This window comes from Rheinheimera mangrovi, from assembly GCF_003990335.1.
In the GTDB taxonomy this organism is placed as follows: Bacteria; Pseudomonadota; Gammaproteobacteria; order Enterobacterales; family Alteromonadaceae; genus Pararheinheimera; species Pararheinheimera mangrovi.
The window spans coordinates 2,684,513-2,710,734 of the sequence record NZ_CP034683.1 but is presented as its reverse complement, the minus strand read 5'-3'; the positions used below and the strand labels follow the sequence as shown (position 1 = coordinate 2,710,734).

The following is a 26,222-nucleotide window of genomic DNA, read 5'->3' as shown; positions in this document are numbered from 1 at the left end:
CTATCAGTGATAAAATAGGAGTAAGGCGCACAGTCAGACTTTTTTAATGGATGTCAAATCACGGTAACCAATGTTATCCACACTGTCAAAGCCATTCCGATAATAAAGGTAATTTCTCTAATAAATTGAACGGGTTTTGCTCAGTTAAATGGCTATGATCCGGTTTATCTCCTGTAGCCAGGAAAATGGCGTCGTAATCCGGTGCCAGCAATTGATAAAAGAACGCGATAAAATCGTTCAGGCTCAACTGCTCCAACGCAACTTCTATCTGTTCGTTTAAATCAAACCGATGATCACCTTGCCCAATCGCCAGCCAAAGCCGCTTGGCTCTGGCACCTAAGCTGCTGTCGCGCTCTTTTATTTGTGTCGCAAGGCCTTGTTTCATCTGCACAAATTCGGCGTCGTCCAGTTCTTCAAGCTCTGACAAGAAGTTTTTGTAAAAAGCCAAAGTTGCTTTGTATAAGTCGGCGCATGAGGCCGATGGGCTTTGAATATAAAAGGCGATACCAGGCAACAGATTCATCGGCACATAACCAGTGCCGACCAGATATCCCAGTTGTTGTTCTGTACGCAGCACATGGAAGTATTCGGGCGAGAGTAAATGGTTGGCCAGCATAAAAAGCGCCATATCTACAGGGCGTTTTTGTCTGGATGGTAAATAAATCACCAGAGCCTGATCGCTGTGCTCCACTGCCACTTTCACCCATACCGGGCCTATATCCTGAGTATTGTAACGTTGACGGGGCAGCGCTTCACCTTGCTGTTGTTCAGCCAGCCAGAGTTTTAATGACTGAGTTAACTGCTCTGCATCGGATGTGCGCCAGTTGCCCAGCATAAAAGCTTCCAGATGCACTTGTTTCAACAACTGCTGATGAAACTGAAGAAAATCGCTGTAACTTTGTTGCTGTAAGGCTGACGCCAGTTGGTCGATATCCGGATTTAATGGTTGCAATAACGAGGATAATTGGCTGAACAACTTAGATACAGGTTTGTTTTTACTGTGGTTTTGCCAGTGGCGAATCAGTTGGCGTTTAATCTCATCAAAACGCTGTTCATCAAACTGACAAATTGCCATCTGCGCTAATAGATCTGCCACTAACTTAATTTGATTGCCTGCCAGACCACTGCTGTGAAGACTGATGCCATTATGCTGCACATGCAAATGGTAAGTCAGACCTGCTGTAGTGGCGGCATAAAAGCTTTCGTTGATTTGATCCTGAAATAACTCCAGCCATAACCGGCTATTGGCCATTTGAATGACTGAGCTGATGCAATTCGGCAAATTCAACTGCACAAAAATATGGCCTTTGGGTGTCTTAAAATCAGTGTCGGCTTTAAACCACAATTTAAAGCCTGCTTCTTTGGCGACTAATACAGGTTTGGCCATATGATCAGTATCGGCCAGCAAATTCAGTTGAGTCACCAGATAAGGGTTGCTTTGCGGTAGATGGTTGCCTTCAGGCACCTTCGCATGCAAGTAATTATTGATTTGGCTTTGTTGTAAAGGTTGTACGCTATAAGGCGTTTGATACCAGCGTGCTTCGCGGTTGGCCTGGATGTCCGGGGCTATAAACATAACCCTCATATTGTCCGGGCGGAAATGCCCCAACAATTCACGGTAAAGCTGCTCTGGTGGGACATCCATACGGTAGTCGCCATACACATAGTCATCCACCGGGTAATGCTGCATATTCACCGATAAATCGCAAGCACCCTGCAGAGCTGTGCTCGGCTCCTGATACAAGTAGCTCCAGTGCACTAAGCGCTGGCGCTCCAGAAATAAATGTTCTGGAAACGGTGATTGGCGTAGTAATTGTAACTGACCAAACAAGGCTTCAATAATCTGGTCTTTGGCAAACACGCCTTGTTCTGTCAGCTCAAACGACAAAGTGAAATCTTTGTAGTTGCTGCCATCTATACCACCACCAGCACTCAACTGATTCACCCAGCCATGGTCTTTTATATAAGCGAGCAAAGAGCCAGGGCCCTCATCCCCTAACAAATGTGCCAAAAAGGAAATCAGCTTGTATTTGTACCAGGGCTGGATGTCAGGCAATGCAAAACTGGCAACCAGCCGCTGACTGAATTTGTGGGGTTCTATATCCAGTTGCAAAGCCTGATGTTCGGCCAGATACAATGGCTCTGATAAAGGGGCTTTGGCGCAAACATGATTGGGCAAAGCATCAAAATGCTGATGCACTAGCTGTTCCAGTTGCTGTAAAGGTAGCGGCGATACCAGGCATAAAGTCATGCGGCGGGTGCCATATTGGGTTTTAAAAAAATGCTGTACCGCCTGCTGCAGGCTTTGCTCTGGCGTATCGCACAAAGTCAGTAAATTACCCACAGAAAACTTAGCAAAAGGGTGGGCTGGATTTACAGTTTCTTTGTGCACCTGATAAATCCGTCTGCTGTCATCTTTTAATTTTAGTGAAAATTCAGCCTCAATAGCCTGGCGTTCTTTTTCAATATAATCAGCGTGAAACAATGGCGCGCGGAACATATCAGCAAACCTGTCCAAAGCCTGTTCAAAGTAGTCGGTATCTATATCAAAGAAAAAGCTGCTGTGTTCTGTACCTGTCCATGCATTATGGCTGCCACCATGATGATTAATAAAATGTTGGTATTCACCGGCATCCGGGTAGTTTTCAGTGCCTAAAAACAGCATATGTTCGAGAAAATGCGCTAAACCCTGCCGTTCAGCCGGATCGTCAAAATGTCCGACATTCACAGTCAGCGCAGCTGCACTTTTTTCTGCGTCTTGTTGATGCACTAAGAGTACGGGCAGATCGTTAGGTAAAGTCAGTGCCAGGTACTCTCGCTTGTCGTTAGGGCTTTGCATTAACTGGTTTTTTTTCAATTTATGCCTCGTGACGGGAACCCTGAGAATATGGAAGGCAAGGGTTCTTCATAGCGATTAGGAATATAGTAACGCAATTTTATGCTTTATTAGCAGTTACTGTCGGCATTAACTTTCATTATCATAGCGCACTCTTTTCGCGAGCGTCGCGAAGTTGTAACTGGTAGCAACAATGGTTAATTTGGTTATTATGCGGCACGGTGAAGCTGAACCGCAGTACTTGAGCGACAGTGAACGACAATTAACAGCAGCAGGTCAGGCCGAAGTCAGTCAAATGGCTGAATGGCTGCACCACCACTATAGTGCATTTGACCGGATTTTCTCCAGCCCTTATCGCAGGACTCAGCAAACCGCCGCAGTTTTAATGCAAAAAAGGCTGTCGACCCAAGCTGTTGAGCTGAATATGGATCTGGTCCCTGAAGGAAATGCGCAGCTGGTGGTTGATTTTCTCGACCTGCTATACGCTGAAAATCCTCAGGCCAAAATTTTATTGGTCTCTCATATGCCGTTGGTGAGCTTTTTAGTTGAAGCTTTTACCCGCAGTGGCCAAACCCCTATTTTTGATACTGCGGGCGTGGCTTGCATTGAATACCATCCGCATAAAGGTGTGTTATTGGAATACGCCTGTCCCGGCTTGATCCAGCGGGTTAAATCGGTGTCTTAAGCAAAACAAGTAAGGCACCGTCGCGGCCCCATTCTGTTGGGGCTGTATGAAAAGCCCGCACATTTGGGTGTTGCACCAGCCAATTTGGTACTCGTTTTGCCAGAATACCCAAACCTTTGCCATGCACCACACAAGCACAGTTAAAATGCTGTTGCTCACAATAAGCCAATAAACCAGCCAGTTCGGTTTTGGCTTGTAGCTGGGTTAAACCATGTAAATCCAGCACCACGGCCGGGCGGAATTCGCCACGTTTTAATTGCCTGGCTAAAGTGGGGTCATCGCCGCTCTGAACAAATGCCAAAGTGCTGCTGTCGCTGAAAAAACCTTCGTACTGGTCTGAAAAGTAAAACAAATGGCTATCTGGACTGCTATTTGTTAAAGTGGCGGCCATTCTGACCTTGCCGGGTTGGCGGGCAAAAGGTATCTTGTCCTGCTGCAAGGGGCGTGCGCCTGTTACCGAGTCACGGAACAGCTGTTTTTCTTCTTCTGGAAGATCTGGAACTGGTGTTTTTTTTCGCATGCCCGAAGTCTAACCAATCACTAGAGTAAAACACAATGACAGAGCATCAAAGCAGCCATCTGACTGCGGAAATTATCGACGAAGCCATCCGCGAGCTGCATTCTATCCATGACTGGTTACGCTGGTCTGTCAGTCAGTTTAATAGAGCCCACATCTATTTTGGCCACGGTACTGACAATCCATGGGATGAAGCAGCCTTGTTGCTGGCTCATAGTCTGGATATGGCACGAATCACGGAAAACCTGTTGCCGCTGCGTATCACCAGCTCTGAAGCCAAAGTCTTTTGTGATTTGCTGCTGCAACGTATTGAACAACGTATTCCAGCCGCTTATTTAACTCAGCAAGCCTTTTTCTGTGGCTTAAGCTTTTATGTGGATGAGCGGGTGTTGGTGCCACGTTCACCTATAGGCGAGCTGATCAGCCGAAGCTTTGAGCCCTGGTTTAAAGAACATGAACCAGCGCGTATTTTAGATTTGTGTACAGGCTCAGGCTGTATTGCTATTGCTTGCGCTAAACAGTTTCCGAATGCTGAAGTGGATGCGCTGGATATCAGCGAAGATGCGCTGGATGTAGCGATATTTAATATCGAGCAGCATGAGCTGGAGCATCAGGTGTTCCCTATGTTGTCCGATGGTTATGATGCCATCAAAGGTCAGACTTACGATTTGATTGTGACCAACCCGCCTTATGTAGATGCTGAAGATATGGCCGACTTACCGGATGAATACCATCACGAGCCGGAATTAGGTTTAGCTTCTGGCCATGATGGTCTGGAACTGACGCGTCGCATATTGTCTGAAGCGGCAGAACATTTAAATGACGGCGGCTGGCTGATTTGTGAAGTGGGTAACAGCATGGTCGCACTGCAAGAGCTGTATCCAGATTTGCCATTGCAATGGCTGGAATTCGAACGTGGTGGTTTAGGTGTATTTGCCATTAGCAAAGCTGACCTGGTGAAACACCAGGATTGTTTAGACGCCTAGTTTAAAAGTTTAATTTTCAAAAAAATACAAAGATATGCAGGGGTGAAGGATGTCGGGTAATTCTATAGGCCAACTCTTTAAAGTGACCACCTTTGGTGAAAGCCATGGCCCGGCCATTGGTGGCATAGTGGATGGTTTGCCGCCCGGTTTAAAGCTCGATCTGGAACAAATTCAGCTTGAGCTGGACAGACGCAAACCCGGCACTTCACGCTACACCACAGCGCGTCGTGAAGATGACATCGTCAAAATTTTATCTGGTGTGTTTGAAGGCTATAGCACAGGCGCATCCATAGGGTTGCTGATTGAAAACACCGATCAGCGCTCGCAAGATTATTCAGCTATTAAAGACTTATTCCGGCCAGGCCATGCGGATTACACCTACTGGCACAAATTTGGTATTCGGGATTATCGTGGTGGTGGCCGCTCGTCAGCCCGTGAAACCGCGGTTCGTGTGGCTGCAGGGGCTATTGCCAAGCAGTACTTAAAAGCCAAATTTGGCATCGAAATTCGTGGTTATCTGGCGCAGCTTGGCCCAATCAAAGCGCAAAAGCTCGATTGGGATCAGGTTGAGCAAAATGCCTTTTTCTGCCCTGATGTCGATGTACTCGAACAGTTAGATGAGTATATGCGTCAACTGAAAAAAGACGGCGACTCAGTCGGTGCCCGTATTAACGTGGTGGCGTCCGGTGTGCCTGTAGGCTGGGGCGAGCCAGTGTTTGATCGCATTGATGCCGATATAGCCCATGCCATGATGAGTATTAATGCGGTGAAAGCTGTCGAAATTGGTGATGGTTTTGCCGTGGTTGAACAACGGGGTTCTACCCATCGCGACGAGCTGCGCTTAGCTGGCTTTAGTGCTAACCATGCGGGTGGCATTTTAGGTGGCATTAGCTCAGGTCAGGACATTAACGTCAGCATTGCGTTAAAGCCGACCTCCAGTATCAGCATTCCGGGTAAAACTATTACCACCAGCGGTGAAGAAACAGAAATGATCACCAAAGGCCGCCACGATCCTTGTGTCGGTATTCGTGCTGTGCCTATTGCAGAAGCGATGCTGGCGATAGTGCTGATGGATCATTTCCTGCGTCACAGAGCACAAAATGCAGATGTGATAGTAACGACACCAGATATTGCCCGACAGCCGTAACGCTTTGGGATAGAATAGAAACGTCGCTTTATGCGGCGTTTTGTTTTTGTACATCGCGGTGATGTGCTTTTAATTTTGTAGTGGAAATCTGATGAAACTTGCCACCACCCCAGCCCTGGGACTTGCTTACTTTGCGTATTTTGCTGTGTTGGGCATTTTTGTACCTTACCTGCCGATGTTTCTCGATGGCCGCGGTTTTAATTCTCACGATATAGGTTTGTTGCTGGCGATAGTCACCACAGCACGTATTATTGGCCCAAGCCTTTGGGCTATGGTGGTGGAGCGTAAAGGCGACCCCATCAGCGTCATGCGCTTTGGCGCTGTGTTGGCATCCATTGGCTGGCTGAGCAGTTACGTCGATTTTGGCTATTGGCCGCTGGTGTTGGGCCTGGGGCTGTTCAGCTTGTTCTGGACTGCGATTTTACCGCAGCTGGAAGTCAGTGCTTTTCATTATCTGAATAACGACAGCACTGTGTATGGCCGGGTCCGCAGTTTTGGCAGTGTGGGCTATATAGTGGTTGTGATGCTGGGTGGTTTGCTGTTGCAGTATTTTGGCTCTGAATTTTTGCCCTGGGGCGCCACTGTGTTTTTGGCTCTGCTGCTTGGCACTTTGTTTTTATTGCCCTCTTTTACGCTAAAAAACACCGAAGGGCAGGAGTCTATTCGTTTTCGTACGCTGTTTAAGCATCCGGTGTTTTTACGTTTTATGGCTGCGACTTTTTTAATGCAGATCAGTTTTGCGCCTTTTTATGGTTTCTTTATTTTGTATTGCCGCGATTTAGGCTACAGCGGTGTGACCTCAGGCATGATGATAGCTCTGGCGGTGCTGGCGGAAATTATTGCGTTTTTTTATGCAGGTAAAGTACTCAACCGCTTTAGTTACCGTGTACTGCTGACCTTTTGTTATGGTCTTACGGTACTGCGTTGGCTGATTGTGGCTTATCTGGCAGAACACTGGTATTGGCTGGCTTTTAGTATGTTATTTCACGCTGCCAGTTTTGCTCTGGCGCACAGCTGCGCTATGCAGTTTATTCAGAGCTTTTTCGCTCCGGCGCAGCGTAGTCGGGGGCAAGCTTTATATGCAGGTATAGTGTACGGCGGTGGCGGCGCTATAGGGGCCTACTGTGCTGGCGTATTATGGGCGGATGGACCTGGCGCTACCTTAACTTTTGTCAGTGCTGCAGTAGCGGCTTTGGGGGCCACCTTAATGGCATTTTCTTTGCCAAACACTTTACGCCAGCAGCAAAAGCTCTAAGGTTGCATAGAGTTCCTGCTGGGCATAGCTTTGGTAAAAGGCTACAATGCGGCGTTTTTTTTACGCTGTAGAGGATATTGTGGCCAGTCTGTTTCGTTTAGGTTTAATTATCAATCCTGTAGCCGGAGTAGGTGGTGCTGTTGCGCTCAAAGGCAGTGATGGCGTAGTGGAACAAGCTCTGGCTTTAGGTGCAGTGCCTCAGGCGCAGAATAAAACCGCTTTGGCGTTAGAGCAGCTATTAGCTCTGAAAGACAAGTTGCAGATCCTGACGGTCGCTGGCGCTATGGGGGCTGATTTATTGGCTTCTTTGGGTTTTAATTTCCAGGTTTGTTATACCCCCAAATCCAGTCAGACTACTGCTGAAGATACAGAACAAGCTGCTGCTGCTCTGGCCGCGCAGGGCGTAGATTTATTGTTATTTGCCGGTGGCGATGGCACAGCCCGCAATATTTGTGCTGCAGTCGGCGAACGCTCCACTGTGCTTGGTGTACCGGCCGGTTGTAAAATTCATTCTGGTGTGTATGCCATCAGCCCTTCTGCTGCGGGTAAAGTTATAGCTCAATTGGTCAAAGGCGAATTAGTCACCTTAACCGAAGCCGCTGTGATGGATATAGACGAAACCGCTTTTCGCCAGGGCATAGTACGCGCCAAACGTTTTGGGGAAATGCGTATCCCGGCAGAGCTTAGGTATATCCAAAGTGTAAAAAACGGTGGCAAAGAGTCAGAAGAACTGGTGTTGGACGACTTAGCAGCCTATATCGCCAGCAACATGGAAGATGATGTGCGTTATGTGATGGGCTCTGGCTCCACAGTAGCCGCTGTGATGAAAGAATTAGGTCTGCCTAATACCTTGTTGGGCGTGGATGTAGTTGAAAATGGTAAGCTGATTGCGTCCGATGTCACAGCTACAGAGTTGCTGGCACTGGTGCAGGACTATCCAAGCAAGCTGGTGATCACGTTAATAGGCGGGCAGGGCCATGTATTTGGCCGGGGCAATCAGCAGTTAAGCCCTGCTGTTATTCGTGCTGTGGGCCGCGCTAATATTTGTTTAGTGGCCACTAAAACTAAATTACAGCAGCTTGAAGGCCGGCCTTTATTAGCCGATACCGGTGATACGAGCCTTGATCAGCAGTTACAGGGTCTGATCCCTGTGCTGGTCGGTTACAACGATTTTGTGATGTACAGACTAGGTCTGGAGGAGTAAAAATGCAGGATGTTCAGGCCTATATTCAACAGGTTGCACAGTTTTTTGATGCCATGGTGCAAAAAGCCAGTGATGACGAATTATTTGCCGGTGGTTATTTACGTGGCCACTTTGATTTAGCTGTGGGCCGTTTAGAGCTCACGGAGCAGCCATTTGAGCGGGCAGAACTGACCGACACTGTGCAACAAAGTCTGGAGTCAGCAATAGCAGGCGGAGAACTGACGGAGCAGGATCAGCATTTAGTGCTGGGCTTATGGCAGCAACTCCAACAACTTTCGTGATCTGATGATGCATCAGGTTGAAACTGAAGCCGAATTTGATTTGCGCTTCTACAACGCGCTTCGTGCGCCAAACTACAAGTGAACTTTATGTCTACTAAATTTACCAGCTTAGAGCAACACGCCAGTTATGGCATAGGTCTGCAAATGGGTCAGCAACTGGCTGACAACCCATTTGACGGTTTGGATATTCTGGCGGTTGCTGCAGGTTTAGCGGCGGCCTTCCAGGGTGACGAGCCAGAAGTATCTGAACAGCAGATTGGTGCTGCATTCCAGGTGATCAGCCAACGTATGCAGGAACAACAGGAAGAACAAGCCAAAGCTTTAGCTGGCGCTGGTGAAGCTTTCCTGGCTGAAAATGCGAAAAAACCAGGCGTGACTGTGACTGCCTCTGGTTTACAGTACGAAGTATTAGTGCAAGGTGAAGGCGAGAAGCCAACGAAAGCTTCTACAGTGCGTACGCATTACCACGGCACTTTGATTGACGGTACTGTGTTTGACAGTTCCTATGACCGTGGTCAGCCTGCTGAATTCCCTGTCTCTGGCGTGATCGCTGGCTGGACTGAAGCGCTGCAACTGATGCCTGTTGGCACTAAATTACGTTTAACTATCCCACACAACCTGGCTTACGGTGAGCGTGGCGCTGGTGGCAAAATTGCTCCATTCAGCACTTTAGTTTTTGATGTAGAACTGTTAGCTATCGTTAGCTAATCTGTTGTTTTGAAAAAGAAAAAGGAGCCTTCGGCTCCTTTTTCCTTTTAGGTTTAATTTTTAGTCGTATGGATTGTATTTTTTCTTCTTAAACTGGCTGAAAATTAACATCAGTGACAGCAGGGTATAGACCACAAAAATAACGCGAGTCCAGACTGGCATGGACAGATCCATAAAGCGCCAGGCTATATCTCCACACATACCTGTTGGATTAAAGATTTCCGGAAACCATTTATCTAAAGGTAAACCCAGTGGAAACTCAGGAAACAAACTGCAGGTATATAAGCCGCCGGATTGCACCAGTTCCTCTACACCTATGTGTTCCTGGGTGATCATAAAACCCCAGACAGAACTTGCCGCAAAAGTGAATAAAGCTATCCAGCGCAATAAACCGTTGGTTGGAGAGATCAACGCTATCAGGGCTGCCAAAATCACACCTGTTAATGCGGCTCTGGCGTAAACACATAACATGCAAGGTTGTAAATTCATCTGATATTGAAAGTACAACGCCAGACCTAACAACACCGTGGCTGACAGCGCTAACACAAGCCATGCCGATCGTTGTTTTGACCATTTTGCCAGACTGGATAACATTCGGATCCCTTTGTTTGATAAAACAAAACTATAAGTCGGTCAATCTAAGGCAAAAACAGCTGAAAGACAACCCACAGCACGTCGAACAGCTATTTTTAATCCATAGCTTGTTAACTGCTTTGTCTCTGGTACAATCAGTGCCATTTATCTGACATTATAATAATGACAACGGGCCCCTCCGCATGACTATGAATTTAATTAAAGCGCAAAGCCCAGCTGGTTTTGCAGAAGAATATATTGTTGAATCCATCTGGAATGGTAAATTTGCTCCAGGTTCCATTCTGCCAGCTGAGCGTGAACTGTCAGAGCTGATTGGGGTCACCCGTACGACTTTGCGTGAAGTATTACAACGTTTAGCCCGTGATGGCTGGCTGACTATTCAGCATGGCAAACCGACCAAAGTAAATAATTTCTGGGAAACCTCAGGTTTAAATATTCTCGAAACTTTGGCTCGTTTAGATGAAGAGCGTATGCCGGAACTGGTAGACGAACTGCTGTCAGCCCGCACCAATATCAGCGCCATTTATATTCGTGGTGCCATTAAAACTCATAAAGACCAGGTGATTGCGTCCTTTGCCGGCGCTGAAGATTTAGCGGACACGGCCGAAGCTTTTGCTGCTTTTGACTACAACCTGAATCATGAAATGGCACTGCACTCGTCCAATCGCATTTATGTGCTGATTTTAAATGGTTTCCGTGGTCTGTATAACAAAATTGCCCGTTTCTACTTCTCCTCGCCTGAAGCCCGCGAACTGGCACGTCAATATTACAATCAACTGAAGCAATATGCTGAAGCTGGTAAACATGACGAAGTAGTGTTTGCAGTGCGTAAGTACGGTAAAGAGAGTGGAAAAATTTGGGCAGGTTTACGCTCACAAATTCCAAAAGATTTAATTGAATAATCTGAAACCGCCGAAAGGCGGTTTTTATTTTTTGCATCCATGCAAAAAACTCCTGCGGAGCCTGCTCAAGCAGTCCAAAAACATTCCAGATGTTTTTGTATTCGCTTCCATTTAACAAAGCATAACCTTGTCACAGGGGGTGGGGCTGGTTATTATATTGCCATATATAATATAACCTTTAGTTATATGAGGCGAACTATGCAAAATCCTGCTACCCGGCCACAAGAAATTTATCTGGATAATAATGCTACCACTGCGGTATTAAGCTGTGCGGCAGAAGCTGTGCAACATACTATGCAGCAGTGTTTTGGTAATCCGAGCAGTAGTCACAGCACAGGTATTAAAGCCAAAGTCGAGCTGGAAACTACCAGACAATTGGCGCGCCAGCTGATTGGTGCAGGCTCTGGTGATATCGTCTTTACCTCTGGTGCCACTGAAGGTATTCAGAGTTCTATTTTCTCCGCTTTGTTGCATGCCCGGGTCGAAGGAAAAACCGGACCAGCTTTTAGCTTGCTGTACGGCGCTACTGAACACAAAGCCGTGCCTCAGAGTCTTGAACACTGGAACCATGTATTACAGCTGGGCGCCACTATTAAAGCTATTCCAGTCGATCAACATGGTCTGCTGGATTTTGATTTTATTCGCCAAGAATTGCCCAACACCCTATTGATATGCACTATGGCTGCGAATAATGAAACCGGTGTAAAGCAGGATTTAGCCGCTTTGCAGCAGCTTATTCGCAGCTTCGCGCCGCAGATTCTGTGGATGGTTGACTGCGTACAGGCGCTTGGAAAAATGCCATTGCAGCTTGAACAGATGACCATAGACTACGCACCATTTAGCGGCCATAAACTGTATGCGCCAAAAGGTATTGGTTTTTTGTATGTACGTAAGGGCACTCCTTATCAGCCTCTGTTGGCTGGTGGCGGACAGGAAAGTGGCTTACGTTCCGGCACTGAGAATCTACCCGGTATTGCAGCGTTGCAGGCTATTTTCAGGCAATTGAAATTAAAGGAAGGATCGGTATTTCAGTCTGAGCAACAACTTTGGACTTACCGTGATCAACTGCTGTGCGCATTACGTCAGGTTTTTCCTGATTTAGTACTCAATAGCGACCAACCTTATATAGTACCTACCACTATCAACTTTTCTGTGCCGGGTTTTGCCAGCAAAGACATTATGGATTTATTTGATGCAGCTGGTATTCGTGTCAGTTCGGGTTCGGCCTGCAGCTCTAAAATTCCGACCAGCTTTGTGCTCAATGCGATGGGCTTGCCGTTGTGGCGCAGCCAGGGCGCTATCCGTTTATCCTTTGGCCCTGCGATGACAACAGCTGAATGTCAGCAGGCTTGTCAGGCTATTCTGGCGTTAAAAACAGTAGTGAATTCCTGTTGTCTGGTATTGAGTGACGCCAGTAGTACGGAGCTTCAGCCAGTAAATGGTTTAGTGCAATTAAAACACGAAGATTTATGCAGTTATTTGCTGGTGTCTGCGGATACGTCAGAAGTTATCATTATTGATGCTGTGTTGCCTCTGGCCAGCCGTATAGCGCAGTTAGTGCAAGGGCACCAATTTAAAGTACGGGCTATCCTGGATACGCATTTACATAAAGATCATCCGTCAGCACGGCCTGAGCTTGTTACTTTGTTGGCTGATTTAATGGACTCTGCACATACGGATATGCTGGGTTGGCCTTCGCAGAACATTAGCTTACAAATGGGAGCATATCAGCTGGAAAGGCTCGCCACATCTGGCCATAGCCCTGAAGCTGTCACTATTCTGGTCAAACAACAGCAACAGCTAAAATTCGCTTTTGTTGGTGATTTTATTCTGCCAGGTGGCACAGGGCGGCTCGATTTACCAGGTGGCGATAGTCAAGAGTTCCGCCACAGTTTACGAGCCTTAGGTCAGCAACTTACACCTCAGACCTTATTGTTATCCAGCCATGACTATGCTCAGCGTTTTTTCACCCGCTGGGATCTAATGCTGCAGGAACAACCTGCACTGCAGCAGGTGCTCCATACAGAAGATACACCAGAGCTATGGCTGAGCGAATTGCAACGTCAGACTGACTGGCTGCAACAGCAATCTGGGCATTTTTGTGGTGTAGTTGAGGTTTGTGCCTCAGATGCGACTGCTGTGATTGATAAACATCAGATCGCCACTTTGATACAACAGCACCCACACTTACAAATCTGGGATGTACGTGAACCCCATGAACAAGCGGCTGGCGCCTTGTCTGTGTATTTACCCGACTTAGTCTGTAAAGAAGTTCCTCTGTCTGCACTGGTGCAGCAGGTTGCTGATCAACAAACAACAACGCCTCAACCTCTGTTGCTGGTCTGCCGTTCAGGTAATCGCAGTTTGCTGGCAGCAAAGGTGCTGAACAGGGCTGGGTTTGAGTTAGTATTTAATTTAAAAGGTGGAGTCGCGCTTTTAGCCTGATTACCCTTCGTGCTTAGCTGCGACGAAGAGACTGGCGACCATAAAGGTCGCCTCTACAGTCTGTGCTTGTTTAGTAAAACAGATGCTGCAATGGGTTTAATAAACGCGTTAAGCCTTTTTTAAACTTCAGCGGGGCGGTTAATACCGACAAACACAAACAATCTTCACTCATGGTGCGTGGCGTGTGTGTGTGGTCCGGCGTATTAATCAATAAATCTCCTTCACCATAACACCCTGATTCATCATAAATTTTACCTTTAAGTACTAAGGTGATTTCCAGACCAAGGTGAGTGTGCTGTGGCACTTCACTGTCTTTGCGGATATAAAGCAAAGAAACATTGTGCTGATCTTCACCAGCAAGCTTGGCTGTGCTGATCCCACCTAAATTGAACCACTTTAGCTTATTTTGCAGCAATGGTTTTAGTGAGGCTGGTAATAAGATTTCGCTGTTCTGAATCTGCAATGCAAAAGGTTGGCGCTTTTCCACCTTTGCTGCAATTTCTGGCTGAGCCGTAATAAAGTCCAACATTTGCTGCCAATCTGTTTCAGCAGTTTGCGCTTCAGGTAAGCTTGCCAATGCAGTTCCGGCTTCAGCTTCCAAATCCATTTTTATGCGCTGACAATGTGGGCACAGATCCAGGTGCGCAGCTATCGCCAGACTCAATTCTGGGGCGAGACTGGCTTCAATATATTGTTCCAGCAATTCCAGCGCCGGGTGGTGTTTAACTGCGTGGATCATCAATGGCCTCTCTTAATCTGTCCAGCGCCAAACGAATACGGGATTTTACTGTACCCAACGGGATAGACAGCTCTTCCGATACTTCCTGGTGCGATTTCTCTTCTAAATACACTTTTTCCATCACATCTCGTTGCGCCGCAGGCAATTTGGCAAAATGGGGCGCTACCTTTTCTGCCATTAACCACAGATCCCACTCGTTACTGTCTGTGCCTTCCTGCTCCGGATAATCACCATCGAAAAACAGGTCATCTGCACTTAATTCGTCTTTGCGACTTTGTTTTTTACGTAACATATCAAAGCGTACGTTACGGGCTATGGTAAAAATCCAGGTAGAGGCGCAGCCGCGGCTGGCGTCGAACAACCGGGCTTTTTGCCAGACATTGAGCATGGTGTCCTGCACCATCTCCATGGCTTGTTGCTCGTTACCGAACATTTTTAGACCAAAAGCTTTCAGGCGTGGAGCAAAATAACTAAACAATTGAGAATAAGCATGTTTATCGCGGTCCACTGCAATAAAAGTTAAAACTTGTTCCCACTGCGCATTGTCTGTTGGCTGAGCTGACATAGATCCCTGAATACCGAGCCTTTGATAATTGCTGACATCATGCCTTTGAACTGATGTTGGATCCAACATTATTCCATTCCTGCCTGTATCGTTTGTGAGATGGAAAGATTTACGCTGCAGTTCAGGTTTTGGATTGGCACAAAAAATAGAAAGGTTTGTTTGATTTATTCTGATTTATTATCTAAAAAATTAACGTTATTCTGTCATGACTAACTCGACAGGAGAAACTACCATGGCACATGTATTAGTAATTAATAGTTCTTTAAGCGGCGACAAAGGTCAATCGACTCAGTTAAGCCAACAGTTTTTAGCTTCTTTGCCAGCAGGTTTCACGACTGAAACTCTGGATCTGGTACAGGAAAGCTACCCACATTTAACTATGTCAGAAATTGGCGCCTGGATGACTCCAGAATCAGACCGTTCTGACGAGCAAAAAGCTTTAGCAGCTTTGTCAGACGATGCCATTGCTCAAATTCAAAAGGCTGACGCTGTAGTGATTGGCGTCCCAATGTACAACTTCGGTGTACCAAGCCAGTTAAAAGCTTACTTTGACCGCCTGGCGCGTGCCGGTATCACGTTCAAATACACTGAAAACGGCGCAGTAGGTTTGTTAGAGGATAAACCAGTATTTATTTTTGCAACCCGTGGTGGTTTATACCAGGGCACGTCAGCAGATTCACAAACTCCGTTTGTCAGTGCTTTCCTGAACTTCGTTGGTTTGAAAGATTTAAACTTTATCTACGCTGAAGGCTTAAACATGGGCCCGGAAAGCGCAGAAAAAGCCTTAACTGCTGCGAAAGCCCGTATTGCTGAATTAGCGCCAGCTGTAGCTGCCTGATAGCAAAACCGCGTTTTTCTCCGAAGGCATCCTCCTTCCTGCAAGCTTTGGCCACTTTATCAAGTGGCCTTTTTTATGTTTTACATCCTTGTAAAACACCCTCCGGGCCATCGTCGCTGCGCTCCAATGTTAAAAATCGCTCCGGGCGATTTTTTATGTTTTACATCCTTGTAAACAGTCCGGCTAGTGGGCAGAGCCACTGGCGCTTCGCCGGACATAGCCAAACTATTGGCAATGTTTTAACCGGCTTCGCCCTCCGGGCCATCATCGCTGCGGACCATTTTGGAGCCTTATGCCAGTGTGGAGCTACTTTTGTCTCCTGGTTGCGTTCATTTCGCCCATACTTTTTTGCTGTTATTTGAATACTTTATCAACTTAAGATTTGGTATCTGCTCTGCCTCTGAATTATGCTAGGTAAAACTTATGCCTCAGGGAGAGCAAGCTTTGGCAACTATTCAGTCTCAACATAAATGGCGTTTTTTCCGGTCCGGCGGTTTTGATCAGGTGGCTTTGGATTCTGCAGCAGATTTGCAGCATCTGCATGAACTGGATCCAAAACTCTGGACTGTGCTGAATTGTCCTACCACAGGCCTTGAATTTGATCATCGGACTGCAGCTTTATTAGATGCAGACAACGATGGTCAAATCCGCGTGCCAGAAATTCTTGCCGCTGTGCGCTGGTGCTGCGAGCGTTTGCAAGACGCGGAAATTATGTTTCAAGCACCGGGTTTACCACTAGCCGCTATTCGCGATCAAGACGCTGAAGGGGCAAACCTCAAGGCTGCGGCGCTTCGGGTGTTGGAAATTACCGGTAAAACCGAAACCGACTCACTACAGGTTGCCGATTTAGCTGATATGACGCTGCTGTTTTCTCCGCATCATTTTAACGGTGACGGCGTAGTGATGGCCGAGCTGACCTCTGATGCTGAATTGGCACAACTGATTTCTGAAATTATTCAGACTCAAGGTAGCCAACCGGATCGCAGCGGTGGCGAAGGTATTCACAGCGACAGCCTGGAAGCCTTTTATCAGCAAGCCGCAGCAGTGGTGGAGTGGCATGCCGCTGGGGGCACTGCTGATCTGGTGTTTAGTCCTCTGGGTGATAAAACCGCACAAGCTGTCGCTGCATTTGATGCAGTGAAAGCCAAAGTTGATGACTTTTTTGTGCGTTGTCAGTTGGCTGCATTTGACAATCGTGCCACAGACGCACTCAATCCAGCAGTTGCTGTGTATGACGTCTTAAGTAATAAAGCCATCAGTAGCAGCGATATGGATGTGGCCGCTTTACCTTTAGCTGCTATTGCGGCCGGACAGTCGTTGCCACTGGGTGATGGCGTCAATCCGGCCTGGGCTGAAGCCATTGCAGAGTTTAAACAAGCAGTGCTGGAGCCTTTATTGGGAGTCAAAGGCAAACAAAAGGCCGCGCATTTGACAGCAGAGCAGTGGCAGCAGATTTGTGAACAGTTAGAACCATGGCGTTTGTGGCAAGCAGCTAAACCTGATACCAAGCTGCATCAACTGGAGCTGGAGCGTTTGCAGGCTATTGTCGCAGGTGATGGCAAAGAACGACTGGAAGCGCTGATTGCTCAGGACATTGCGGCCTCTACTTTTGCTGATAATGTGGATGCTGTGGAACGCTTGGTCAGATATCAGCGTGATTTAGTTACTTTGCTGCGTAACTTTGTATCTTTAAGTGATTTTTACCAACGTAAGCACAAAGCTATTTTCCAAATAGGTACCTTGTATCTGGATCAACGCAGCTGCGAGCTGGTGCTGAAAGTTTCAGATATGGCGCGTCACGCTACTATGGCGCCTTTTAGTGGTTGTTATCTGGTGTATTGCACCTGTGAGCGTCAGGGCGAAGCTCCGTTACAGATAGTGGCAGCTCTTACCGCAGGCGATGTGGACGAGCTGATGGTGCCAGGTAGAAACGGTGTGTTTTACGACCGTCAAGGCCGCGACTGGCGCGCTATGGTGACCAAAGTGGTGGTTCAGCCAGTCAGTATCGGTCAGGCATTCTGGTCTCCTTATAAAAGAGTGGCGGCTTTTATTGAAGCTCAGCTGCAAAAGTTTGCAGCCTCGCGTGATAAAGATATTGAGGCAAAAACAACCACTGGAGTCACTTCAGCGACTTTGCCAATTCCGGCTACAACTCCAGGGGCAACAGCGGCCGCAGCTGGTTTTGATATAGCTAAATTTGCCGGTATTTTTGCCGCTTTAGGTTTAGCACTAGGCGCTATTGGTACTGCGTTGGCTGCGGTGATGGCCGGGCTTTTTTCGTTAGCCTGGTGGCAAATTCCGTTGGTTATTGTTGGGGTGTTGCTGCTTATTTCAGGACCTTCAATGCTGATGGCATTTTTGACCCTGCGTCGACGTAACCTCGGACCATTGCTGGATGCCAATGGCTGGGCCGTCAATACCAGAGCGAAAATTAATGTACCTTTTGGTGCTGCTTTAACTGGCTTAGCCCGTCTGCCTGCAGGAGCAAAACGCAGTTTGGCTGACCCTTTTGCGGAGAAAAAACGGCCATGGGGCAGCCTGCTGATTTTGTTGCTGGTTTTAATTGGCGCCGCACTATTCTGGTGGTTCAGACTGAACTAAAAGCCTGTTGATACTAAGCCTGCGACGTTAGTTCGCAGGCTTTTTTTTCACAACCTATCCGCTTATCGCCTGTCAGCAACCGTTAAACCTAAGCAGTGATCAGAGCTCTTGGTCTTTTGCGGATTTCTTTGTATAAAGAGCTTACAACCACCACTAAAAAAGAACATCAATGAAAACAAAACCATGGTTAGTAGCGGCTTTTGTCGCGGCAAGTTTTATCGGTTCTGCTGTTGCAGTTGAGCCTCAAACCTATCAGCTGAACTCTGTCAGCGTGAAAGCTCCGGAAAATGCGGCCCATGCGCCTTTTACTATGGAGCAGATTATGGCGCATCCGGATTGGTTAGGCCGTCCGGCAGAAGGTGCTTACTGGGCAGATAACAACAGTCAGTTGTACTTTCAGCAAAAACGTCAGGGTTCAGAAATTCGTGACTGGTATAGCTTAAAGGCAGAGCAGGGCGCTGTTGCAACCACTGTACCTATGGCGGACTGGCATTTAATGGGCTCAGCCCAAACGGTTTATAGTCAGGATGGCAAATCGCTGGCTTATCTGTTTGAAGGCAATGTGTTTGTTAAACATCAGGGCAAATTAACCCAGGTGACCCGCAGCTCGACCCGTTATGACGAAGTGCAGTTTTTAGCCGATGGTCGTCTGGTGTTCCGCTCTGGCTGGACTTATCAGGTGCTGGATTTAAATAGCGGCGCTGTGACTGAACTGGTCAGTTTAAAAAATGCCGATAAGCCTGCAGCAGCTAAAGTGGCTGACACTTATATGGCGCAGGAACAACACAAGCTGATTCAGTTTGTGGCCCTGACGCATAAAAACAAAACAGAGCGATTTGAACAACAAGAGCTACTTGCAGCGCAAAACCCTGCATTGGCAACGGCTGCTGTCTATCTGGATAAAACCAAGCGTATAGCCTCGGCCAGTTTGTCACCCAAAGGCGATATGCTACTGGTTGCTTTAGCGGATAAGAGCGAATGGCGTGATGAAACTGACATTATGCCGAACTACATCACAGCCTCAGGCAATATAGCTGCTGAAGAAGTGCGTCGTCGTGTTGCCGATCAAAAGCCAACGTCACAGCAGTTGTTTTTAGTGGATGTAAAAACCCAACAAGCAACAGAGCTGAAATATGACTCTTTGCCTGGTTTTGATGAAGATGTTTTGGCTAGCGTAAAAGCTGAAAATGCCAAAGCTCAAGGTAAAACCTATCAGTCGAAAAAGGCGCCTCGCGCTATCGAATTAATTAACGACTGGAGCTGGAACCAGTCTGCTATTCAGTGGCACAACTCTGGTTCACAGGTTGCTGTGATGCTCAAAGCCTGGGACAACAAAGACCGTTGGCTGGCGACAGTAGATTTTGCTAAAAAGCGTCTGGTCAGTCAGCACCGCTTGCATGACGATGCCTGGATCAACTACAGCTTCAACGACTTTGGCTGGTTAAGCAAAACAGACAGCTTGTATTATCTGTCCGAAGAGTCTGGATATGCCCATTTGTATGTCAAGCCATTAAAAGGCGAAGCGAAAAAACTGACGGCTGGTACTTTTGAAGTCAGCAACCCTCATTTGAGCAAAAACGATCAGTATCTGTATTTTAAAGGCAACGTCAGCCACCCAGGTATTTACGAAATTTACCGTGTGGCTTTAAGCTCAGGTCAACTGGAGCAAATGACTGCCTTAAAAGGCTCGGCTGATTACCAGTTATCACCGGATGAAAATAAACTGCTGCTAACCTGGTCCAACTGCGTGACTCCTCCTGAGTTATACCTGATGGACAATAAGCCAAAAGCGAAAGTAAGCCGGTTAACTCATACCGTATCAGCTGAATTGACAGCGTTAAATCTGGCAGCGCCACAAGTGATAGCTGTGCCTAGCAGTCATGGTAAACAGCCGGTTTTTGCTAAGTTGTATTTGCCAAAAGATTATCAACAAGGTGAAAAACGCCGCGCTGTTATTTTTAACCATGGTGCCGGTTATCTGCAAAACAGTGATTTAGGCTGGTCTGGTTATTTCCGTGAGTATCTGTTCCATAACCTGCTGATCCAAAAAGGTTATGTAGTACTGGATATGGATTACCGTGCATCAAAAGGTTACGGCCGTGATTGGCGTACCGCGATTTACCGCCAAATGGGCACGCCAGAAACTCAGGATTTAGTGGATGGTGTTAAATACCTGGTAGCCAATGCGCATGTGGATGAAAAGCGGGTAGGAACTTATGGTGGTTCTTACGGTGGCTTTATGACCTTTATGGCACTGTTCACTGAACCTGATTTATTCCAGGCTGGTGCTGCGCTGCGTCCTGTGGGTGATTGGGCTTATTACAACCATGGCTATACCTCAAATATTCTGAATACGCCTGATGTAGATCCTATCGCCTATCGTCGCAGCTCGCCGATTTACTTTACAGAAGGCTTAAAAGGCAAGCTGTTGATTAATGCACCTATGGTCGATGACAACGTCTTCTTCCAGGATACAGTGCGGGTGGTACAGCGGTTAATTGAGCATGAAAATGCCAATTTCGAAACTGCAATTTATCCGGTTGAACCACATGGTTTCCGTCAGCCAAGCAGCTGGCTGGATGAATACAAACGTATCTTCCGTTTATTCGAACAAGAGTTGTAACAGCATCAGGGTCAGAGCTTTTGCTCTGACCCTACTCAAAATCCGGTTCAAGCTCAAAGCGTAGTAATTGCGACGAGTAGGGCTGGTACACTTCTAAACACAAAGCCTGCAACAATAAACGTGGTGCTGCTGCATAAGCGTCATCATGGGCGTAAAAGGCATCACCTAAAATAGGATGTCCCAGACTTTGCATATGCACCCGCAACTGATGCGAACGTCCGGTCACAGGCCTAAGCTCTACTAAACTGCTTTGACCATCAAAACTTAAACGCTGAAAATAAGTCAGCGCCGCTTTGCCGGTTTTCAGACAGATTTTTTGCAGTGGAGGCTGAGTACTATCGGCAATCAATGGCGCATTGACCATACCTTGTTCGGCAATTTCTCCCCAGACCCGGGCGCGATAGATTTTTTTGACTGAGCGCGAGGCAAACTGTTGTTTTAACGCAGCTTCTGCCTTACGACGCAGGGCAAATACCACTAAACCTGAGGTGCTCATATCCAACCGATGCACCAACTGAGCTAACGGAAATTGTTGCTGCACCCGACTTAATAGGCAATCCTGCATATCTTCACTTCGGCCCGGATTGGTTAATAAGCCACTGGGCTTATTCACCACCAGAATGTCTTTATCCAGATACAAAATATCCAGCAAGGGATCTGCTGGTGGGTTATATACAAAAGGCCTTTGCATCCACTTACTCTTAGTTAGTTCAATTAGCTAGTACAAATGGTCAGTACAGATATAGCTACTGCAGTTATAGCTGCAATTCTGGCATACTAGCGCCAACTTTGTATCTAGTTATTTAGGCCATGAAAACTGCGATTGATGATTTGGCGATTTTGCCCGCCACAAAAGAGGCTTGGACTTTGGTGTATCAGGACGAATTCCTGCTGGTGGTGAATAAACCTGCGCATTTACTTACTGTACCTGGCCGCCATCCGGAGAATCAGGATTGCCTGATCAGCCGCGTACAACACGAGTTTCCCTCTGCTGCTGTGGTGCATCGTCTGGATTACGACACCTCAGGTTTGCTGGTGTTGCCTTTAACCAAAAAAGCCTTGTCGACGATCAGCAAAGAGTTTCAAAGCAGAGGGACAAAAAAGATTTATCAGGCTGTGGTCTCTGGTGTGCCGACTCCTGCAGCAGGCACTGTGGATAAAGCTATAGCAGCAGATCCGGAAAACCGACCTTTATATAAAATAAGTCTGGACGGTAAAGCCTCTGTCACGCATTACCAGGTGCTGAAACTCTTGCCTGAACACCGGGCCTCTTTGGTGCAGTTAGAGCCAGTGACAGGGCGCTCACATCAGTTACGTTTGCATATGCAAAGCATAGGACATGCGATTTTAGGCGACCCATTTTATGCTAGCCCAGCACAGCAACAACAAAGCAGCAGGTTATTACTGCATGCTGCTGTATTGGAGTTTACTCATCCACAAAGTGGTGAGCTGATGAGCTTTAGCGCTGAAGCTGATTTTCTGCAGGCTTTGTGCTAGTCACATAGACAAACACAAGCCCAAGCAGCAACCCACAGATCACGCCATACAAATGAGCATCTATGGCTACATTGGCATCAATTAATGCGGCCAGCTCTGTATCTGGCCCTTGCCATTGCTCGTAGGCCACTTTGGCAATCACACCCAGCAAAATAAGCCAGCCGGACTGGACCTTGTGTTTGATATCAAGCAAAGCACCGGCGGTAATAAAGCAATGCAACCAACCGGATAAACCAACATAGATCTGAATGTCAGGGCTGAACAGATACAAAAGTACGCTGATACCTATGCAACCAGAGACTAGCAAAAGCGCAAAAGAGTGCAGACTGTAATACAACTGATGCAGCATCAGCATCAACAGCAAAGCGCCCAGATTCATCACCAAATGCCAGTGGTTGCTGTGCAGCAAATGGCCCGTTACGGCGCGCCAGACTTGTTCTGGTTCAGCTCTGTGATATTCCAGTACAGAGCGAAGGCTCTCAGGCAGAAAATGCAGTATCACCAACAACAACACAAAAACCAGCATACCCCACTGAAAAGACGAAAAAGCGCGAAAATTCATCAACAGCATCACCAACAGAATCAAATTGCTGCTATGCAAAAGCATTCGTCGCTTCAGGTCAAGGCTTTTAGCGTGAAAAGGCTGATCAGTCATTGATCCAACTGGCCCGACTAGGTAAGGTAAGGGTCTGTCGTAGGTAGGAAAAATAATGATCATTACAAAGTTCACACTTCGGGTCCTGACAGCTGCGTTGCTGTTCAGTAGCTCCACTGCATTTGCCGCAATAACTGACCCTGAAGCCACTACTGGTATAGAACAAAAACAACTGGCCACAGCCAAACATTATATGGCATCAGCAGCCAATCCTTTGGCGGTAAAAGCTGGTGAGCAGATCCTTGCTAAAGGTGGCAGTGCTGTCGATGCAGCTATCGCGATGCAACTGGTGCTGGGGCTGGTGGAGCCACAAAGCTCGGGCATAGGCGGTGGTTTATTTTTGCTGCACTGGGATAAACAAAAAACCAGCTTAACCTCTATTGATGGCCGCGAAACTGCGCCATCTGCTGCTGGACCAGACTTATTTGTGCAAAACGGCCAGGTGATGAGCTGGCGTGATGCCTTTGTCGGCGGTAAATCTGTGGGTGTTCCAGGCGTGATCAAGGCACTGGAGCTGGCGCATCAGCGGCATGGGGTATTGCCTTGGGCAGAACTTTTTGCTCCGGCTATCCACATTGCAGATCAGGGTTTTGTCGTCTCGCCACGCCTGGCTGGTTTATTGAGTGGCGGCTGGACGCCAAGTGTTGAAAAATTCAGCGCCAGTCAGGCGTACTTCAAACCTGAAGGCCAGTGGCTTAAAGCAGGTTTTGTCCGGAAAAATCCAGACTATGCTGCTTTACTTCAAAAAATTGCCAAAGAGGGCAGTTCGGCCTTTTATCAGGGCGATAATGCCAAAGCTCTGGTAGCCGCAGTGCAACAGGCTCCAATTAACGCCGGTAGCATTAGTCTCAGCGATTTAACTTCATACAAGCCGAGGCAGCGAACACCTATTTGTGTACCTTATCGGCAGTTTAAAATTTGCAGCATGGCGCCGCCAAGCTCAGGTGGTTTAGCGGTATTACAAATGATGGGCATGCTGGCACATCAGCCGATGGCCAAACTCCAACCTAATTCGGTTGAAGCCATCCATTTAATCAGTCAGGCAGGTAAGTTAGCTTTTGCTGATCGTGAGCGTTTTGCTGCCGATCCGGACTTTGTCAAAGTGCCGGTGCAAGGCTTATTGGCCGCTGATTATCTGAAACAACGTGCCACCTTGCTGACCTCATCTGAAGGTGCGCCAGCTCAGGCAGGTGAGCCTGAAGGGGCTGAACCTCTGGCCTCGGGTAAAGCCATTGAATTTGCCAATACCAGTCACTTATCTGTGGTGGACAGTAAAGGCAATGCGGTCAGTATGACCACCAGTATTGAAAATGCCTTTGGCTCAGGACTATTTGTGAATGGTTATTTGCTGAATAACCAACTGACGGACTTTTCCTTGCAAGCGAAAATTGATGGATATTGGGTGGCCAACCGAGTGCAGCCAAACAAAAGACCACGTTCTTCAATGGCTCCTGTGATGGTGTTTGGCGAGGATGGTAAGCTGCTTTATATCACAGGCTCGCCGGGTGGCAGCCGCATTATTAATTACGTGGCGCAAAATCTGGTGGCGGTGCTTGACTGGAAAATGGATGTGCAACAAGCGGCCAATTTACCGCGTTTTACCCACAGAAATGACGGCTTAGTGCTTGAGCAGAACACCAACTTAAGCCAGCTGGTTCCGGCATTGCTTGAACTGGGTTACCAACCGAAATTGGCCGATTTAAATAGCGGTATTCATGCGATAGAAATTAAAAAAGATCACTTAGAAGGTGCTGCCGATCCGCGTCGTGAAGGCATAGCAGCTGGCCACTAAAGCAAAAACAGTCAGGACAACAGATGAGTATTGAAGTAGCAATAGAGCAGGGCGTGTTAACCCTGACCCTGAATAGGCCAGATAAAAAAAACGCATTGAACAAGCTAATGTATCAACAGCTGGTGCAACAACTTCAACAGGCAGCGCAAAATGACGATATCAAAGTAGTAGTGCTGCAAGGCTCTGCTGAATGTTTTTCATCAGGCAATGATTTAGCCGATTTTTTACAAAGTGGTGAACTCAACGACACTCATCCAACCGTGATGTTTTTGTATGAAATGGCAAAGTTTCCAAAGCCTGTAGTGGCCGCAGTGGCTGGGCTGGCAATAGGTATTGGTACTACAGTGCTGCTGCATTGTGATTTGGTGTATAGCACTGCTGATTGTCGTTTTCAGTTACCTTTTACTCAGTTGGGATTATGTCCCGAAGCGGGTTCGAGTCTGTTGTTGCCTTTGCTGATTGGCCATCAGCGCGCCAGCAGTCTATTACTGCTGTCTGAAGCCATAGATGGCAATGAAGCCTGGCGTATTGGTATAGTGAATCAACTGGTGGCGAAAGAGGACTTGCTTGAATTTGCTTTTAACAAGGCGAAAAAACTGGCGGCATTACCGGCAGATGCGGTGCAAAGCAGTAAAAAACTGATGAAAAGTGGCAGTGCAGTACAGCAGGCGATAGCGTTGGAGCTGGCTGATTTTAGCCGTTTATTGCAAGGGCCGGATTGCCAACAGGTGATCCAGCAATTTTTTAAACGTTAACTCTCCAGCCCAAAAACGTAGGGGCGGGTCTTGTACCCGCCCGTCTTGAATTCCTATAAAACCTCAGTTCTGGAATAAGGATTAGGCTTCACCCCTTCCACCAGCCAGCGGCCATCTTCTTTTACCATTTTGACAATACGCAGCTCTATCTTCTTATTGCCGTTGCTTTTGCCTTCAAACAACATGGTGATCTCTGCATGATTACCGTATTGTTCGCGCAGATTTTTACCTGTGCGGTCAATGCTGATATTTACTTCATCAAAACTCATATTGTACAAAGTCCGCACCACTCCCCGGGTATTGCCATAAGCATCCAGAATACGGGCATAGGACTCAGTGCTCAGCGCTTTAGCCCGCTCTAAATCTTTGGTGGTGTACAACGAGTGAAAAAACTCACCTGCAGCAAATTCGGGCGAACCTAAATCCGCATTAACTTTTGGTGCATCTTCAGAGCAAGATAACAACAGCAGTGAAACGATCAGCACGAAAAATTTTTGCATTAGTCCGGTCCGCATTAGCTCAATCCATAAAAAAATAATTTAGCCGACAGTGTGATTTTTTTCCGGCCAAAAGTAAAGAAAACCCTGCATCTGGCAC

Annotated in this window: 23 protein-coding genes; 15 read left to right on the top strand and 8 right to left on the bottom strand. The window is 47.2% G+C overall.

Annotated features, from left to right (window positions below):
- Positions 1-85: 85 nt before the first annotated feature.
- Complete coding sequence (locus EK374_RS12105; protein ID WP_127023834.1) at positions 86-2,857, bottom strand: insulinase family protein; 2,772 nt, start codon at positions 2,855-2,857, stop codon at positions 86-88.
- Positions 2,858-3,029: 172 nt separating this feature from the next.
- Between EK374_RS12105 and sixA the strand changes: the two genes are divergently transcribed.
- On the top strand, positions 3,030-3,521 hold the full coding sequence (gene sixA, locus EK374_RS12100; protein WP_233280241.1) for a phosphohistidine phosphatase SixA: 492 nt from the start codon (positions 3,030-3,032) through the stop codon (positions 3,519-3,521).
- Here the strand turns inward: sixA and smrB are convergent.
- On the bottom strand, positions 3,505-4,041 hold the full coding sequence (gene smrB / locus EK374_RS12095) for an endonuclease SmrB (RefSeq protein ID WP_127023831.1): 537 nt from the start codon (positions 4,039-4,041) through the stop codon (positions 3,505-3,507). The genes sixA and smrB overlap by 17 nt on opposite strands.
- Before the next feature lie 35 nt (positions 4,042-4,076).
- On the opposite strand from smrB, the gene prmB reads away from it, so the two are divergent.
- The 6 genes from prmB to EK374_RS12065 all read left to right on the top strand — a co-directional run bounded on the left by prmB (position 4,077) and on the right by EK374_RS12065 (position 9,619).
- Positions 4,077-5,024 (top strand): 50S ribosomal protein L3 N(5)-glutamine methyltransferase, encoded by a 948-nt coding sequence (gene prmB, locus EK374_RS12090; RefSeq protein WP_127023828.1) that lies wholly within the window; start codon positions 4,077-4,079, stop codon positions 5,022-5,024.
- 49 nt (positions 5,025-5,073) lie between these two features.
- Entirely contained in the window at positions 5,074-6,171 is a 1,098-nt protein-coding gene (gene aroC / locus EK374_RS12085) for a chorismate synthase (RefSeq protein ID WP_127023825.1), read from the top strand.
- A gap of 91 nt (positions 6,172-6,262) precedes the next feature.
- Positions 6,263-7,426 carry an MFS transporter gene (locus tag EK374_RS12080; RefSeq protein ID WP_206099194.1) on the top strand — a complete coding sequence of 388 codons (1,164 nt, stop codon included), beginning with the start codon at positions 6,263-6,265 and terminating at the stop codon, positions 7,424-7,426.
- Positions 7,427-7,472: 46 nt separating this feature from the next.
- Positions 7,473-8,630, top strand: coding sequence for an ATP-NAD kinase family protein (locus EK374_RS12075; RefSeq protein WP_206099193.1), 1,158 nt, complete (start codon positions 7,473-7,475; stop codon positions 8,628-8,630).
- Between the two features lie 2 nt (positions 8,631-8,632).
- Entirely contained in the window at positions 8,633-8,911 is a 279-nt protein-coding gene (locus EK374_RS12070; RefSeq protein ID WP_127023819.1) for a YfcL family protein, read from the top strand.
- Positions 8,912-8,998: 87 nt separating this feature from the next.
- The gene (locus EK374_RS12065) at positions 8,999-9,619 is read left to right on the top strand and encodes an FKBP-type peptidyl-prolyl cis-trans isomerase (RefSeq protein ID WP_127023816.1); all 621 of its coding nucleotides are present in this window, start codon (positions 8,999-9,001) and stop codon (positions 9,617-9,619) included.
- 60 nt (positions 9,620-9,679) lie between these two features.
- Here EK374_RS12065 and dsbB read toward each other — a convergent pair whose 3' ends face one another.
- Positions 9,680-10,213 (bottom strand): disulfide bond formation protein DsbB, encoded by a 534-nt coding sequence (gene dsbB, locus EK374_RS12060; RefSeq protein WP_127023813.1) that lies wholly within the window; start codon positions 10,211-10,213, stop codon positions 9,680-9,682.
- Positions 10,214-10,395: 182 nt separating this feature from the next.
- Between dsbB and fadR the strand changes: the two genes are divergently transcribed.
- Entirely contained in the window at positions 10,396-11,115 is a 720-nt protein-coding gene (gene fadR, locus EK374_RS12055; RefSeq protein WP_127023810.1) for a fatty acid metabolism transcriptional regulator FadR, read from the top strand.
- A gap of 198 nt (positions 11,116-11,313) precedes the next feature.
- Complete coding sequence (locus EK374_RS12050) at positions 11,314-13,560, top strand: aminotransferase class V-fold PLP-dependent enzyme (RefSeq protein WP_127023806.1); 2,247 nt, start codon at positions 11,314-11,316, stop codon at positions 13,558-13,560.
- Positions 13,561-13,630: 70 nt separating this feature from the next.
- On the opposite strand, the gene EK374_RS12045 is transcribed toward EK374_RS12050, so the two are convergent.
- Positions 13,631-14,299 carry a ChrR family anti-sigma-E factor gene (locus tag EK374_RS12045; protein WP_127023802.1) on the bottom strand — a complete coding sequence of 223 codons (669 nt, stop codon included), beginning with the start codon at positions 14,297-14,299 and terminating at the stop codon, positions 13,631-13,633.
- On the bottom strand, positions 14,283-14,933 hold the full coding sequence (locus EK374_RS12040) for a sigma-70 family RNA polymerase sigma factor (RefSeq protein WP_206099191.1): 651 nt from the start codon (positions 14,931-14,933) through the stop codon (positions 14,283-14,285). The genes EK374_RS12045 and EK374_RS12040 overlap by 17 nt, the downstream gene beginning before the upstream one ends.
- A 163-nt stretch (positions 14,934-15,096) precedes the next feature.
- On the opposite strand from EK374_RS12040, the gene EK374_RS12035 reads away from it, so the two are divergent.
- From EK374_RS12035 to EK374_RS12025, 3 genes are all read left to right on the top strand, one after another.
- Complete coding sequence (locus EK374_RS12035; RefSeq protein WP_127023799.1) at positions 15,097-15,702, top strand: FMN-dependent NADH-azoreductase; 606 nt, start codon at positions 15,097-15,099, stop codon at positions 15,700-15,702.
- A 423-nt stretch (positions 15,703-16,125) separates the two neighbouring features.
- A complete protein-coding gene (locus EK374_RS12030; RefSeq protein WP_127023796.1) occupies positions 16,126-18,303 on the top strand; it encodes a hypothetical protein in 2,178 nt (725 codons plus the stop codon).
- A 169-nt stretch (positions 18,304-18,472) separates the two neighbouring features.
- A complete protein-coding gene (locus EK374_RS12025) occupies positions 18,473-20,926 on the top strand; it encodes a S9 family peptidase (RefSeq protein WP_127023793.1) in 2,454 nt (817 codons plus the stop codon).
- Positions 20,927-20,957: 31 nt separating this feature from the next.
- On the opposite strand, the gene EK374_RS12020 is transcribed toward EK374_RS12025, so the two are convergent.
- A complete protein-coding gene (locus tag EK374_RS12020; RefSeq protein WP_127023790.1) occupies positions 20,958-21,617 on the bottom strand; it encodes an RluA family pseudouridine synthase in 660 nt (219 codons plus the stop codon).
- Positions 21,618-21,736: 119 nt separating this feature from the next.
- Here EK374_RS12020 and EK374_RS12015 point away from each other — a divergent pair, with 119 nt between their 5' ends.
- A complete protein-coding gene (locus EK374_RS12015; RefSeq protein ID WP_127023787.1) occupies positions 21,737-22,423 on the top strand; it encodes an RluA family pseudouridine synthase in 687 nt (228 codons plus the stop codon).
- Here EK374_RS12015 and rrtA read toward each other — a convergent pair.
- Positions 22,386-23,030, bottom strand: coding sequence for a rhombosortase (gene rrtA / locus EK374_RS12010; RefSeq protein WP_233280240.1), 645 nt, complete (start codon positions 23,028-23,030; stop codon positions 22,386-22,388). The genes EK374_RS12015 and rrtA overlap by 38 nt on opposite strands.
- Before the next feature lie 103 nt (positions 23,031-23,133).
- Between rrtA and ggt the strand changes: the two genes are divergently transcribed.
- Positions 23,134-24,870 (top strand): gamma-glutamyltransferase, encoded by a 1,737-nt coding sequence (gene ggt / locus EK374_RS12005; protein ID WP_206099190.1) that lies wholly within the window; start codon positions 23,134-23,136, stop codon positions 24,868-24,870.
- Positions 24,871-24,893: 23 nt separating this feature from the next.
- Positions 24,894-25,625, top strand: coding sequence for an enoyl-CoA hydratase (locus EK374_RS12000; protein ID WP_127023784.1), 732 nt, complete (start codon positions 24,894-24,896; stop codon positions 25,623-25,625).
- 53 nt (positions 25,626-25,678) lie between these two features.
- On the opposite strand, the gene EK374_RS11995 is transcribed toward EK374_RS12000, so the two are convergent.
- Positions 25,679-26,125 carry a hypothetical protein gene (locus EK374_RS11995; RefSeq protein WP_127023781.1) on the bottom strand — a complete coding sequence of 149 codons (447 nt, stop codon included), beginning with the start codon at positions 26,123-26,125 and terminating at the stop codon, positions 25,679-25,681.
- Positions 26,126-26,222: the final 97 nt, after the last annotated feature.

Excerpts from the sequence above, each read along its gene's own strand:
- EK374_RS12080 (WP_206099194.1), top strand. The coding sequence starts at position 6,263 with ATGAAACTTGCCACCACCCCAGCCCTGGGACTTGCTTACTTTGCGTAT.
- ggt (WP_206099190.1), top strand. The coding sequence starts at position 23,134 with ATGATCATTACAAAGTTCACACTTCGGGTCCTGACAGCTGCGTTGCTG.
- EK374_RS12045 (WP_127023802.1), bottom strand. The coding sequence starts at position 14,299 with ATGATCCACGCAGTTAAACACCACCCGGCGCTGGAATTGCTGGAACAA.
- dsbB (WP_127023813.1), bottom strand. The coding sequence starts at position 10,213 with ATGTTATCCAGTCTGGCAAAATGGTCAAAACAACGATCGGCATGGCTT.
- sixA (WP_233280241.1), top strand. The coding sequence starts at position 3,030 with ATGGTTAATTTGGTTATTATGCGGCACGGTGAAGCTGAACCGCAGTAC.
- EK374_RS12040 (WP_206099191.1), bottom strand. The coding sequence starts at position 14,933 with ATGTTGGATCCAACATCAGTTCAAAGGCATGATGTCAGCAATTATCAA.
- rrtA (WP_233280240.1), bottom strand. The coding sequence starts at position 23,030 with ATGCTTTTGCATAGCAGCAATTTGATTCTGTTGGTGATGCTGTTGATG.
- EK374_RS12015 (WP_127023787.1), top strand. The coding sequence starts at position 21,737 with ATGAAAACTGCGATTGATGATTTGGCGATTTTGCCCGCCACAAAAGAG.
- aroC (WP_127023825.1), top strand. The coding sequence starts at position 5,074 with ATGTCGGGTAATTCTATAGGCCAACTCTTTAAAGTGACCACCTTTGGT.
- EK374_RS12025 (WP_127023793.1), top strand. The coding sequence starts at position 18,473 with ATGAAAACAAAACCATGGTTAGTAGCGGCTTTTGTCGCGGCAAGTTTT.
- EK374_RS12065 (WP_127023816.1), top strand. The coding sequence starts at position 8,999 with ATGTCTACTAAATTTACCAGCTTAGAGCAACACGCCAGTTATGGCATA.
- EK374_RS11995 (WP_127023781.1), bottom strand. The coding sequence starts at position 26,125 with ATGCAAAAATTTTTCGTGCTGATCGTTTCACTGCTGTTGTTATCTTGC.
- prmB (WP_127023828.1), top strand. The coding sequence starts at position 4,077 with ATGACAGAGCATCAAAGCAGCCATCTGACTGCGGAAATTATCGACGAA.
- smrB (WP_127023831.1), bottom strand. The coding sequence starts at position 4,041 with ATGCGAAAAAAAACACCAGTTCCAGATCTTCCAGAAGAAGAAAAACAG.
- EK374_RS12075 (WP_206099193.1), top strand. The coding sequence starts at position 7,473 with ATGCGGCGTTTTTTTTACGCTGTAGAGGATATTGTGGCCAGTCTGTTT.
- EK374_RS12070 (WP_127023819.1), top strand. The coding sequence starts at position 8,633 with ATGCAGGATGTTCAGGCCTATATTCAACAGGTTGCACAGTTTTTTGAT.
- EK374_RS12050 (WP_127023806.1), top strand. The coding sequence starts at position 11,314 with ATGCAAAATCCTGCTACCCGGCCACAAGAAATTTATCTGGATAATAAT.
- EK374_RS12030 (WP_127023796.1), top strand. The coding sequence starts at position 16,126 with ATGCCTCAGGGAGAGCAAGCTTTGGCAACTATTCAGTCTCAACATAAA.
- EK374_RS12000 (WP_127023784.1), top strand. The coding sequence starts at position 24,894 with ATGAGTATTGAAGTAGCAATAGAGCAGGGCGTGTTAACCCTGACCCTG.
- EK374_RS12020 (WP_127023790.1), bottom strand. The coding sequence starts at position 21,617 with ATGCAAAGGCCTTTTGTATATAACCCACCAGCAGATCCCTTGCTGGAT.
- fadR (WP_127023810.1), top strand. The coding sequence starts at position 10,396 with ATGACTATGAATTTAATTAAAGCGCAAAGCCCAGCTGGTTTTGCAGAA.
- EK374_RS12035 (WP_127023799.1), top strand. The coding sequence starts at position 15,097 with ATGGCACATGTATTAGTAATTAATAGTTCTTTAAGCGGCGACAAAGGT.